Source organism: uncultured Henriciella sp. (genome assembly GCF_964005855.1).
Taxonomy (GTDB): domain Bacteria; phylum Pseudomonadota; class Alphaproteobacteria; order Caulobacterales; family Hyphomonadaceae; genus Henriciella.
Window position 1 is genome coordinate 1 of the sequence record NZ_CAXFSW010000031.1, and the last position, 12,708, is coordinate 12,708.

11 protein-coding genes are annotated in these 12,708 nt (G+C 61.0%); 5 read left to right on the forward strand and 6 right to left on the reverse strand.

Going from position 1 to position 12,708, the window contains the following annotated elements; genetic code table 11:
* Positions 1–770, forward strand: a 770-nt coding sequence (locus ABNU55_RS15250; RefSeq protein WP_348764549.1) for a sugar phosphate nucleotidyltransferase, incomplete at its 5' end; no start/stop codon positions are given.
* 27 nt (positions 771–797) lie between these two features.
* Here ABNU55_RS15250 and ABNU55_RS15255 read toward each other — a convergent pair.
* The 3 genes from ABNU55_RS15255 to ABNU55_RS15265 form a co-directional block, all read right to left on the reverse strand.
* Positions 798–1,832, reverse strand: coding sequence for an FKBP-type peptidyl-prolyl cis-trans isomerase (locus tag ABNU55_RS15255; RefSeq protein ID WP_348764550.1), 1,035 nt, complete (start codon positions 1,830–1,832; stop codon positions 798–800).
* Positions 1,833–1,874: 42 nt separating this feature from the next.
* On the reverse strand, positions 1,875–2,738 hold the full coding sequence (locus tag ABNU55_RS15260) for an FKBP-type peptidyl-prolyl cis-trans isomerase (protein ID WP_348764551.1): 864 nt from the start codon (positions 2,736–2,738) through the stop codon (positions 1,875–1,877).
* A gap of 104 nt (positions 2,739–2,842) precedes the next feature.
* Positions 2,843–4,057: a threonine ammonia-lyase gene (locus ABNU55_RS15265; RefSeq protein WP_290748351.1), complete on the reverse strand. Its 1,215-nt coding sequence runs from the start codon at positions 4,055–4,057 to the stop codon at positions 2,843–2,845.
* A 138-nt stretch (positions 4,058–4,195) separates the two neighbouring features.
* On the opposite strand from ABNU55_RS15265, the gene kdsA reads away from it, so the two are divergent.
* Both kdsA and ABNU55_RS15275 read left to right on the forward strand, forming a co-directional pair.
* Positions 4,196–5,062 carry a 3-deoxy-8-phosphooctulonate synthase gene (gene kdsA, locus ABNU55_RS15270; RefSeq protein ID WP_348764552.1) on the forward strand — a complete coding sequence of 289 codons (867 nt, stop codon included), beginning with the start codon at positions 4,196–4,198 and terminating at the stop codon, positions 5,060–5,062.
* A 139-nt stretch (positions 5,063–5,201) separates the two neighbouring features.
* Positions 5,202–7,571 (forward strand): EAL domain-containing protein, encoded by a 2,370-nt coding sequence (locus tag ABNU55_RS15275; protein WP_348764553.1) that lies wholly within the window; start codon positions 5,202–5,204, stop codon positions 7,569–7,571.
* A 7-nt stretch (positions 7,572–7,578) separates the two neighbouring features.
* On the opposite strand, the gene ABNU55_RS15280 is transcribed toward ABNU55_RS15275, so the two are convergent.
* Positions 7,579–9,435, reverse strand: a complete 1,857-nt coding sequence (locus ABNU55_RS15280; protein ID WP_348764554.1) for an ABC transporter ATP-binding protein — start codon at positions 9,433–9,435, stop codon at positions 7,579–7,581.
* A gap of 215 nt (positions 9,436–9,650) precedes the next feature.
* On the opposite strand from ABNU55_RS15280, the gene ABNU55_RS15285 reads away from it, so the two are divergent.
* Positions 9,651–10,784, forward strand: coding sequence for an iron-containing alcohol dehydrogenase (locus tag ABNU55_RS15285; RefSeq protein WP_348764555.1), 1,134 nt, complete (start codon positions 9,651–9,653; stop codon positions 10,782–10,784).
* Positions 10,785–10,816: 32 nt separating this feature from the next.
* On the opposite strand, the gene ABNU55_RS15290 is transcribed toward ABNU55_RS15285, so the two are convergent.
* Positions 10,817–11,707, reverse strand: a complete 891-nt coding sequence (locus ABNU55_RS15290; protein WP_348764556.1) for a LysR substrate-binding domain-containing protein — start codon at positions 11,705–11,707, stop codon at positions 10,817–10,819.
* A gap of 87 nt (positions 11,708–11,794) precedes the next feature.
* On the opposite strand from ABNU55_RS15290, the gene ABNU55_RS15295 reads away from it, so the two are divergent.
* Positions 11,795–12,352, forward strand: a complete 558-nt coding sequence (locus tag ABNU55_RS15295; protein WP_348764557.1) for an NAD(P)H-dependent oxidoreductase — start codon at positions 11,795–11,797, stop codon at positions 12,350–12,352.
* A 6-nt stretch (positions 12,353–12,358) separates the two neighbouring features.
* On the opposite strand, the gene ABNU55_RS15300 is transcribed toward ABNU55_RS15295, so the two are convergent.
* Positions 12,359–12,708: zinc finger domain-containing protein (locus ABNU55_RS15300; RefSeq protein WP_348764558.1), on the reverse strand; the 350-nt coding region annotated here is incomplete at its 5' end.

The following is a 12,708-nucleotide window of genomic DNA, read 5'->3' on the forward strand; positions in this document are numbered from 1 at the left end:
CTGCGCCGATCGCCGCTGCAGCGCTTGCCAGCGCACCTGAAGATGTCCTGCTTGTCCTGCCTGCCGACCATGACATCCGGGACGTTGATGCCTTTCACGAAGCTATCGGCAAAGGGTTTGATGCGCTGGAGCCAGGCCTCATCACCACATTCGGCATTGTCGCAGGAGCGCCTGAGACGGCCTATGGCTATATTGAGGCTACCGGCGACGGTGCGGGCGCGCGCCGTGTCAAACGATTTGTAGAAAAGCCCGATCTGGAAACGGCGAGAGCCTATGTCTCCTCAGGAAATTTCTTCTGGAATGCGGGCATCTTCATGTTCCGCGCAGGGGATATGATCGCTGCATTTGAAGCCTATGCGCCTGATATTCTGGAAGCGGTCCGCGCTGCCATGCCCGAGCGTGGCGCGGCGGCGGGGGGACCGCATGCCGGCCTGCTCGGTGCCGAAGCCTTCAGCCGCTGCCGGGGACAGTCCATCGATTATGCGATCATGGAGCACCATGAAGGGATGAAAGTCGTGCCAGTCGAGATGGGTTGGAGCGACATTGGCAGCTTCCAGGCGCTCTGGGAGCGGTCCGCCAAGGATAAGGATGGAAATGTACTGGTGGGCGATGTGAAAGCGACAGGCTGCCGCAACAGCTATATCCGCGCCGTGGATGGTAAGATCAGCGTTTCCGGTCTGGAGGGCGCCCTTGTGGTGAAGAGCGGCGACGATGTGCTTGTCCGCACAATGGCCCTCGCCGAGAGGGCAGTCGGACCTGCTGGTCGCTGAAGTCCTGAGCGAGAGCAGACAATTTTCCTAGGGTACGATATCCGGATTTATGGCGATCAGGTTGACCACATAGACAAGGTCCGCGTCCGGAGGCACGACCTCGTCAAGACCGGCGTCGCCATAAGCGATGGCGGCTGGTAGATGGCCGATGAAGACGTCGCCTTCCTTCATCAGGCTGAGCAGCTGGGCAAAGCCGGGAATGAGGTCGCCAGCGCGGGCAACGAGCGGGGCCTGCCCGCCCCAGGTCGACGCCGCGAGCGCGCCTGTCTCGGCCACACGGGCCTCATAGTCGATTGCGACAAGATCGTCAGCGCGGGGATGCATGCCTGCGTTGCCGCCATCCTCGATCTTGAAATAAGTCAGGCCCGAGGGTTCCCGCTGGATCCCTTCGCGCTGCCGGTCCCAGGGAAGAAAGTCATCCCATAGCGCGGGCGAGACGCCAGCAGGCGGTGGCAGGTTTGCGACCTCTTCAGCATTGAGGAAACCATCGAGCCGGATCTTGAAGACGAGGTCGGAACTGGCGGGAATGGCTGCGGTCGGCGAGGTATCGCCATAAGCAAGCTCAGCCGGAATATAGACGAGCCACTCATCTCCAGGCGTCATCTTCTTCAGGATCTCCGTCCAGCCTTCTATGACCTGGTCGATAACAAAGACGGCGGCCTCACCCCGGTCATATGAACTGTCGAATTTGGTGCCTGTTGCGGCGAGATAGCCTTCATAGGCCACGATCACCGTTGCGCCGTCCAGCGGGGACTCGCGGTCTTCCGGTCCGGCTGCGATCTCTATCCAGCGAAGGCCGCTCTCACTGGTCTGAAGATCCGCGCAGCCTGTAGGGAAGGGTGGCTCGAAGGTGCCGGAGCCGCGGCCATAGTCCGGGCAGGGCGCGTTCGCTTTCGCTTCGCGCTTGGCATCCAGGTCTGCCGATGTCTTCTGGACTGAGGCCCCTGTATCGCTCTGGGACGCTGGCGCCGGCGTCTGGCATGCAGTGAGGACGGCCACGGAGGCTGCCAGAGCGGTTACAAAGCTGGCGAGCTGGCTGAGCCCGCGTTCCGAATGAGCCATAGCGACCCCCTCACCATCTAAACGCGTCATGCCAAGCAAGATTTATTCCGTTGGCAGAACATCGATCAATTCGACCTCAAAATTCAGGTCCGCATTGGGCGGGATTGCGCCCGGATAGCCACGCTCGCCATAGGCGATGTCAGAGGGAATATGGATCAGCCAGCGATCCCCCGGCTTCATCATGGAAAGCGCCTCCTGCCAGCCGGGAATGACGCCATTTGTCTGGAAAATGATCGGCTGGCCGCGCTGATAGGCGCTGTCGAAGACTTCCCCGTCTTCGGCAAAACGGCCTTCATAGAAAACCACCACGGAGTCCTCCGGCGCGGGACTGATTCCGTTCTCGGCGCCGCTTTCAAGAACCACATATTCGAGCCCGGAATCGGTCGACTGGACGTCGGGATTGGCAGAGTCCCAGGGCGTATACTTGCCCCATGCCTTTTCGTCGGCAGGTTTGGGGGTGAAGACCTTTTCAAGCGCCACACGGAAGATGAGGTCATCGCCGGGCTTGATGATGCCGCCGGGACGCGGAGACTGGCCATAGGCCAGCTCGGAGGGAATGTAGAAGACGTATTCGTCGCCCTCCGACATCAGCTGGAGGCCTTGCGTCCACCCCGGTATAACCTGTCCCACACCGAAGATGGCCGGGCGGCCTTCATCGAAATTCCCGTCAAAGGTCGTGCCGTCCGTCAGGCGGCCTTCATAGAAGACCTGAACGGTGGAATCGATGCCCGGAGATGCCCCATCCTCAGGACCTTCTTCCAGCACCACATATTGCAGGCCGCTATCGGTTTCCTGAACGTTCGGCGCGTCCGGGTCCCAGGGGAAGAATTCATCGAAGCTCTGATCCTGCGCGTTGCACGCGGTCAGCAGGACTGCGCAGAACAGGCCGGTCAGGGGTTTCAACATGATGTCATCTCCATGGCGGGCAGTTTATCGGTTTCATCATAAGAGCTTAGGCAAGCTTCGCCTGCCTGTCACCTGCGGCGTGTTGGGTCCGGCGCCTGGTGCGGTCAGTTCTGGCGGGGCGGGTAACCCGCGCGCGACAGGGCATCGATAATGTCCTGGGTGTGCTGGGCGTCGCGGGTTTCCATGAGGATGTCGAATTCGGCGCCCTTGGCCGGCACGTCGAGCGCGATCCGGTTGTGCGCCACCTCCATGATATTGGCGCCATTGTCGCCGATGATCTTGGAGACCAGCGCCAGCAGGCCCGGCCGGTCGTCCCCGATGATCCGGATGCGGGCAAGCCGCTTTTCACGCACCAGCGCGCGGGTCAGGACAGAGGCGAGCAGGCGCGTGTCGATATTGCCGCCGCACAGGATAAGGCCGACCCGCCGCCCGGCGAATTTCTCCGGATGGGCCAGCAATGCGGCAAGCCCGGCCGCGCCGGCGCCTTCGGCAATTGTCTTCTCGACATCCGCGAACAGGGTGATCGCCCGTTCGATATGTGCTTCCTCGACCAGCACGATCTCATCGACCAGCGCCTTGACCACCTTGCGGGTCAGGTTGCCCGGCGTCTTCACCGATATGCCTTCAGCAATTGAGGCGCCGCCGCTTTCCGCTTCACGGCCCTCAAGAACCGCCAGCATACCGGGATACATCGATGCCTGCACACCGATTACCTTCATGTCCGGGCGCAGCGCCTTGGCGACGGTTGCCATACCTGAAATGAGCCCACCCCCGCCAATCGGCACGACGAGCGTGTCGAAGTCGGGGCCCTCTTCCAGCATTTCCAGCGCGGCGGTGCCTTGCCCGGCCATGATCAGCGGATCGTCAAACGGGTGAATCCAGGTCAGGCCTTCGCGCTCGCGCACCTTCTCGGCGAAAGCCTTGGCCTCGTCGAAGGTCTGGCCTTCCAGAAGGACCCGTGCCCCGAAGTCGCGTGTGTGCTGCACCTTGTTGAAAGGGGTCGTGGTCGGCATGGCAATCGTCACCGGAATGCCGAGCCGGCGACCATGATAGGCGACCCCCTGCGCATGGTTGCCGGCAGAGGCCGCGATAACGCCTGCCTCCTTTTCCTCATCACTGAGGCGTGCAAGCTTGTTCAGCGCGCCGCGTTCCTTGAAGGCAGCGGTGAATTGCTGGTTCTCGAACTTCACCCAGACTTCCGCCCCGGTAATTGCGCTCAGCGTCTTGGACAGGCGCATCGGCGTGTGCTCGATCTGTCCCTCCAGCAGGCGGGCGGCGTCTTTTACATCATCAAGGCTTATCGGCAGCTTATCGCTCATGGTTTTCAAGTCCGGTGGCAAACGCGGCGCACCCTATTGAGGGGATCGGGGCAGGGCAAGCGGCTAGAACGGCGCTCATGGCTTGCCTGTATTTTCCCCATTGTTTAAGCGCGATCCCAGTCATCGAGGAGTTGCGAGATGAAGAGCCTTACCCTTTCCGGTGCCGGTCATGACATAACGATAGGCACGGGCCACCCCCTGACGGTGATGGCGGGCTTGAATGTTCTGGAGAGCCGCGATCTCGCGATGCGCATCTGCGAGCACCTAAAGACCGTCTGTGATCGTCTCGGTCTGCCCTATGTCTTCAAGGCGAGCTTCGACAAGGCGAACCGCTCCTCGATCAATTCCTATCGCGGCCCCGGCCTTGAGGAAGGGCTTCGCATTCTGGCTGACGTCAAGGCAGAGTTTGGCGTGCCCGTGGTAACCGACTATCACACGCCTGAGCAGGCCGCTCCGGTTGCTGAGGTCGCGGAGATCGTCCAGGTGCCGGCTTTCCTCTGCCGTCAGACCGATCTTGTCGTTGCCGGCGCAGAGGCCGTCATTGCGCGCGGCGGTTGGCTGCATGTCAAAAAAGCCCAGTTCCTGGCGCCGTGGGATTGCAAGAACATCGTCACCAAGGTCGCCGAAGTGACAGGTGACAAACGCAACCCGACCATTCTCTGTGAGCGGGGCGCGAGCTTTGGATATAATAACCTTGTCGTCGACATGCTTGGCATCCCGGCGATGAAGGCGCTTGATGTGCCGGTGACGATCGATGCGACCCATGCCGTGCAGCTGCCAGGCGCAGACCCCCGCACCTCGGGCGGATCGACGGGCGGGCGCCGCGAGGGCGTTTCCATCATTGCGCAGTCTGCCATTGCAGCGGGCGCCGACGGGGTCTTCCTCGAATTCCATGAAGAGCCTGACAAGGCGCTTTGCGATGGGCCAAGCTGTCTGGACCTGCAGACCGCTGAGCCACTGCTCGCCCGGCTCAAGGCCATCCACGAAATTGTCTCAAAGGCCTAGGCGCCTTTCAGGTTTGTTGGGGGTTTGCAGCACATAAATGACGCGCTGGCATTGCCTTGCGTCCTGAACGGGACATCTGCCATGCACGCGAAGTTAGGCGTCCAGCCAGGGCGTCCCGTCGAAATTGCCGGGTGAGTAAATGTATCAGGTTCTTTCCTGTATTCAGGAAGATCACGGTCTTTTCTATGTGTTGATGGCGGTGTTTGTCTGCACGCTGGGCGCGGTGTGCGCGCTCGTCGTGTTTCATCGCGGACTGGACAGCACAGCCGAGCGCGACCGTCGGCTCTGGGCGGCCGCCTCCGGGATGGTGACGGGGCTCGGGGTATGGGGGACACACTTTGTCGCTATGCTTGGCTATCACCCGGGGTTCGAGGTGGCCTATGACGGAACGGTCACAGTCCTGTCGGCGCTGGTGGCGATTGCCGGTTTCGTGGCGGTCTCGCAGGTCCTGATCACCGGGTTTGGGCCACTGCGACGTGCGTTGTGCGCCTTTCTGGCGACGCTCACGCTCATCACGATGCATTTCTATGGGCAAAGCTCGCTACGCGCCTCGGCGCTCATGGAATATGATTCCGGTTATGTCGTCGCAGCCATGGGCTTATGCGCGGTTTTTTTTGGCCTCACCTATATGGTCGGGATCAGCACGACAAAGAGGTGGCGCAATCTGTGGGGCGTGGTCTTCACGCTTCTTGCTGTGGCGAGCGTTCATTTCATCGGCATGGCCTCCATGGAGGTCTTTCCGATCCGCGGCCTTGCCGAGGTTGGCTGGACGCTTAGCCGGGGTGACCTCACCACCTTTCTAATTGCAGGCGTGGTGCTGGTTCTTGTCGCCACGATGATGGGGGCGGGGCTGGACAGGAAGGTGTCGCGCCTGCGCATTCAGGAAAACCGGCGCATCGGCATGCTGGCCGATTCCGCTTCGGAAGGGATCGTCATCGCAGATGCCGAGGGCCGGGTGGTCGAAGTCAACAAGTCTGCCGAAAACCTTCTCGGCGCACAACGCAGCGAGCTTCTCGGCCGGCCGGCGCGCCCTCTTGCGGGGCTGAATACGACCCTTTCCGGCAGTCCACGCTACATTGAAACCTCCCTCACCAATAGCGAGGGGCTTTCCATTCCGGTTGTGGTGCGCACACGCGATCTCACCCACAGGGACGACGGTTTTACCATCTACGCCATCAGCGATCAGCGTGAACGTATGCGCCGGGATGCCGAGATTCGCGCGCTTGCTTTCAGCGACCAGCTGAGCGGGCTCGCCAATCGCGAAGCCTTCCAGCGCGAACTTATTGCGATGATCGACGCGGGGACGGGCGCCCACACAGCCGTCATCCTTCTGGATCTGGATGAGTTCAAAGGCGTCAATGATCAGTTCGGGCACAGCGCCGGTGACACAGTGATCATAGAGACCGCAAAGCGGCTGGGCCAGCTGGTGCCCAAGGACGGCCTTGCCGCGCGTCTCGGTGGGGATGAATTCGCCGTGCTGACCGGGCGCAGTATTCCGGCTGCAGACGTTGAGGCGTTCGCTGGCGAGTGTGTGGAAGCTCTTTCCCAGCCCGTTCTGCATGAGGGTCTGGCTATCCGCTCGAGTGCAAGTGCAGGTGCCTGTATTATCGGCGCAGGGGCCTCGGATATAAGCGAACTTCTGAAGTCTGCAGATCGGGCGCTCTATGCAGCCAAGGCTGACGGCCGGCGCCGGGCGCGCGTGTACGACGAGGACCTGCACGAGCGCTTTGAGGCCCGGCGGAATGTGGAAATCGCGCTCTCCAAAGCGGTCGAAAATGATGAGTTCGTCCTGTACTACCAGCCCAAAGTTTGCGCGGCGACGCGTAAGGTTCTCGCCTATGAGGCGCTGATCCGCTGGGAACGTCCGGGACACGGCCTGGTCATGCCTAATGATTTCATCGACGTTGCCGAGCAGAGCATGGTGGTCAACGATATCGGGCGCTGGTGTATCATGGAGGCGTGCAAGGCGGCCGCTGGCTGGGAAACTCATCTTGGCGTGTCTGTAAACCTGTCGGCCCGCCAGTTCCTCGACCCGAACCTCTATGGTGATGTCCGCGAAGCGCTTCGAAGCTCAGGGCTGGAGCCGCACCGGCTGGAACTGGAGATCACTGAGACGGCGATCATTCACAACATCCATGTGGCCGCCAGCCTGCTTGAAAAATTCAAGAAGCTCGGAGTTCAGATCGCGCTTGACGACTTCGGCACCGGCTATTCATCGATGCGTTTCGTCCAGCAGCTTCCTTTTGACAGGATCAAGATCGACAGGTCGTTTGTCATGGCCATGGACACGGATGAAAAGGCGTTTGCTATCGTGGATGCTATCCTGCGCCTGGGTCAAAGTCTCTCCATCCCGGTGGTTGCCGAGGGTGTTGAGACCGAAGCGCAGGCGCTTCGCCTCTTGGAGGCCAATTGCCTTGAATTTCAGGGCTTTCTCATCAGTCACCCTGCGCCAATGCCGGTCGCACTGGCCGAAATAACAGGTGAGCAGCAGGTGAGCGGCGCCGGTTGAGGGTGGCTCAGGCTGCTTCGGTCTTTGCCGCATAAAGGCCTTCGACGCCCTCATAGGGATCATGCTCGGCCACAAGGTGGCCGGGCGCCACCTCGATCAGTTGCGGATTGTACTGCTCGGCATCCGGGTCGTCGATAAGTGCCGACTTCATGAAGCGAAGCGGTGCGCGGCTGTCGAGCGGCGAAGGCAGGTCGCCGCGCAGCTTGATCCGGTCCTTGCCCCGCTCGAACTCCGGGTCCGGCGTGGGAACGGCGGAGATGAGCGCCTTGGTATACGGGTGACGGGCGTCTTCGTAGATGGCGTTCCGGCCAGCCACTTCGACCACTTTGCCAAGATAGAGCACCATGACCCGGTGGCTGATCTCGCGCACCACAGAGAGGTCGTGACTGATGAAGATCATGGCGAGGCCGAATTCCTTCTGGAGCTCGATCAACAGGTCGACGACCTGCGCCTGGACCGAGACGTCGAGCGCAGAGACGGCCTCGTCGCAGATCAGAAGTTTCGGGCGCAGGATCATGGCCCGGGCAATTCCGACACGCTGGTTCTGGCCGCCCGACAATTCATGCGGGTAGCGATTGATGAGATGCGGCTCCAGCCCCACGCGGGGCAGGAAGTCCCGCACCATCTTCTCGCGCTCTGACTTCGACAGGTGCGGCCTGTGTACCGTCAGCGGTTCGGCGATGGACTGACCGATCGTCATGCGCGGGTCGAGAGAGGCGAGCGGGTCCTGAAAAACGATCTGCAGGTCTTCGCGCAGGCTGTTCATTTCCTTGCGGCCGGCTTGTGTGATGTCGCGCCCCATCCAGGCGACTGTGCCGGCGGATTGAGGAACAAGCTTCAGCACGGCCCGGGCCAGTGTGGACTTGCCGCACCCGGACTCGCCCACCACGCCGAGGGTTTCGCCCGCGCGAAGGTCGAAGGAAACGCCATCGACGGCCTTGAGCATCTTCGTTCGGCCAAAGAGACCGCCGCCGACATTGACCGGAAACTGGACCTTCACATCGCGTGCCTTGACGATGGGCTCTGAGGTTTCAGCTGGAGGCTCCCCCAGTTTTGGCCGGCCTTCGCGGTTGGGCTGGTCAATACGGGGCACCGCATTGAGAAGCATCTTCGTATAGTCGTGCTGCGGGCGGTAGAAGATGTCATCGCTGGTGCCGCGTTCGACGATTTCGCCATGGCGCATGACGATGACCCGGTCGCACATGCGCGCCACGACGCCCATATCGTGCGTGATAAGGACGATGCCGGTGCCGGTATCCTTCTTCAGATCATACATAAGGTCGAGAACCTGCGCCTGAACCGTTACGTCCAGCGCCGTGGTCGGCTCATCGGCCAGCAGAAGTTTTGGATTGCAGAGCATGGCGATGGCGACCATCACGCGCTGGCGCATGCCGCCCGACAGCTCATGCGGAAACTGGTCGAGGCGGCGGCGGGCTTCAGGAATGCGGACCTGTTCGAGCCAGTCGACGCAGCGTTTTGTGGCAGCCTCGCCTTTCATGTTTTCATGCAGCGCCAGCACTTCGCGCATCTGCGCGCCGACAGTGAGGTGCGGCGTAAGTGAGGTCAGAGGGTCCTGAAAGATCATCGACATCTGCGCGCCGCGGATCTTGCGCAGGGTGCTGGCTTTTGCGCCAACCATTTCAGTGACCTGAAACCGGATCGATCCCGTCACGGCGCCATTTTCCGCAATGAGGCCCATCGCAGCCAGTGCGGACTGGCTCTTGCCGGACCCGGATTCGCCCACGATCCCGAGACATTCGCCGGGCGCGACATCAAAGCTTGTGCCTTTCACCGCATGGACAGTCCCGTCCGGCGTGTCGAAGTCGATTTTAAGGTCGCGGACGGAAAGGATCGGGTCGGTCACGTCGGGGTCTGGTCCTTGCGTGGATGCACTTGCTTCAACGGGCCCGAGAGGCGGCGGCAAGTCAACAGGTTGCACCAGTTGGGACGGGGCCTCGACGCTTTCGGGGGGGGCACATGGGCAGTTTGCCGCGAGACTTGTGCTTGCACGACGGCGCCTCTCCGTCCTACCAGTTGCGGGCAATCTTACGAATGAGACACTGACCGGGAGCGACTGCCATGCCAGTAATGACTTTTCTCAACACCTGTATCTTCGACCACGGGGCCATCCAGAAGCTGCCGGGCGTGCTCAAAGGAAACGGGGTCTCCAAACCCTTCATCATTACTGATCCAGGTATCAAGGCGGCCGGTCTTCTGGATACGGTTCTGGGCGCGCTTGGCGGTGAGCCGGGCGGGGTTTTCTCAGACACTGTGGCCAACCCGACCGAAGATCAGGCCATCGAGGTCACCGAGCTTTACAAGTCCGCAGGCGCGGATGGCATCATCGCGCTTGGCGGCGGCTCTTCCATGGACCTTTCAAAGGCCGTTGGCCTGCTGGCATCTCATGGCGGTCCGCTGGAAAAATATGCGGCCATGTCGGGTGGCTCAAAACATATCGGCAAGCTTCCGCCGCTGATCGCCATTCCGACCACGGCAGGTACCGGTTCTGAAGTCTCGGTCGGCATGATCACCACGCTGAACAATGGCCGCAAGGAAACCTTCGCGTCCCCGAACCTGATCCCGCCCGTCGCGATCTGCGACCCGGATCTGACACTCGGCCTGCCGAAGATGATGACGGCCGCGACGGGCATGGATGCGGTAACCCACTGTATCGAAGCCATTCTTGTGCCTGCCTCCAACCCGCCAGCCGAAGGTATCGGCTATGACGGCCTCACCCGCGCTGTTGGCGATGGCTGGCTGCGCCGCGCGGTACAGGACGGCAGTGACAAGGAAGCGCGCTGGAACATGATGATGGCCTCCTATGAAGGTGCGCTTGCCTTTGTGAAGGGGCTTGGCTCCGTCCACGCACTGTCGCATGCGGCAGGCCGTCTGCATGACAAGAAGCTTCACCACGGCACGCTGAACGCGATCTTCCTGCCGCACCTGCTTCGTTTCAATGACGGTTCGGCGGATGGCAAATATGAGCGGCTGCGCTTTGCGATGGGCCTCAAGCCCGGCGCTGATCTTGGCGAGGCGATCGAGAAGCTGAACGAAGATATCGGCATCCCCACAACGCTGAAGGAAATCGGTCTCGATGCTTCCGACGGTCCGGGCGTGGTCGAATATGCGCTGGCAGACCTCGCGCACCGCGGCAATGCCAAACCGGCGACACAGGCCGATTACGAGAAAATCTACGAAGCCGCCCTCGGTTGATCCCGCAAAACGCAGGGGTGATGCGGTTTCAGCTATTCGAGTAGCCCTGCAATGAGGCGGGCAACATGCTGCACAGCCTGATTGCCATAGTGCCGCTTGTGCCAGGCAAGGTGAAGCTGAAACCCCTCGATCGCGATCGGCGGCTCGAAGATGGCAAAATCCTGACTTGCTTCAGGAATGCAGCCGCTGGGTATGGCCGCAATGAGGTCCGTGCCTCGCAGGATATCGGGGACCATCAGGAAGTTCGGAACCACCATCCCGGCACGGCGAGTGAGACCCTCGCGCATCAGCATCCCATCAAGCGGCGTCGTCACGGAACCGTCAGATGAGACAATAAGGTGCCCGAAAGCGAGCCAGCTTTCAGTAGTGAAATCGCTCGCGGCTGGATGGCCGGCCCGCATGGCGATGATATAACGCACATCGCTCACTTGGCGGCTGATAATATCGCCGTCTGTGGATGCGGCAACGCAGAGAGCAAGGTCGCAGTCGCCGCTACGCAAACGCTCTAGGGGAACGCCTCCCCCTTCCCAAGGCTGGATGACGAGGCAGATTCCGGGTGCCGACACAGACAGCTCACGATGCAGCTTCGGCACAAGGGATGCGGCAGGCTGGTCGGCGGTTGCAATGCGGACTGAGGCGTTCAGGACGGCCGGGTCGTTTTCGGGCGGGGTGAAAACAGCCTCGAGGTCGGCCAGAATGGCCTTGATTCGCGGCGCCAGTGTTTCAGCCATGGCGGTTTTCTGCATGCGTGAACCGCGGCGTGTCAGCAGCGGGTCCCCAAACAGCGCGCGGCAACGCTCCAGCGCATTGGAAGCGGCCGGCTGCGAAAGACCGAGCCGCGCGGCTGCGCGCGAAACATGCGCTTCCTCCAAAAGGGCATCCATCACGACGAGCAAATTGAGATCAATTGAACGCAAATTCATGGAGTCAATGGTATACTAGATATAATATCCATTGGAATAATAATGTATCGGGCCGCACGTTTCTGCTGTCAGCAGAGGAAACATTTCATGGCCCACACACAGATCTTCCATTTTCATCCCGGTTTCACGCCGTCGAAGACCAATGCCGCAATGGTGCAGGCGGCGGCGGAAATGCCCGGTGTCGAGGTTCACAAGGTCTATGATGCCTATCCCGACAGCCGGATTGACGTCGCAGCAGAAACCCGGCGCCTGCTTGATGCGGACCGCATAGTCTTTCAGTTCCCTCTGCATTGGTACTCCACACCATCCCTCATGAAGGAATGGCAGGATCAGGTGCTGACCTACATGTTTTATATTAAGCCCGAGATCGGAGCCAGGCTCCTCTCCAAACCTGTCATGGTTGCAGTCACCGCCGGGAATGTGCCTTCTGCCTACGGCCCCGGCGGCGTCAATCTCTTCCCTCTGCAGGATATCCTGAAACCATTGCAGTCCACGGCAAGCCGGTGCGGGCTGGCCTGGTCCGAACCTTTCCTCGGTTATGGCGCGGACAAGCTGAGCGAGGAGGAACGGTCCGAGGTTGCTTCAGTGTACCGGGCAAAGCTCGAAGCCTGGATTGAACAAATGCCGCCGGCCCGTAGAGGCTAGACCTCTCTAGCGCTGGCACGCGCCGCAATAAAAGCTTGAGCGCCCCGACTGGACAATGCGCCGGATCGGGGCGCCGCAATGCCGGCAAGGCTCGCCTTCGCGGTCATAGACGGCGAAACTGTGCTGGAAATATCCTAGCTCTCCGCTGGCGGCTTTGAAGTCCGAGATGGACGAGCCGCCTGCTGCCATAGCCTCACGGATCACATCAGTGATCGCGACCGCAAGGCGGCCCGCCCGTGCGCCGGAGACTGTCGAGGCTTTGCGCCTGGGGCTGATGCCCGCGCGCCAGAGCGCCTCGCATACATAGATGTTGCCAAGACCGGCAATGACGCGCTGGTCGAGGAGGACCGATTTGA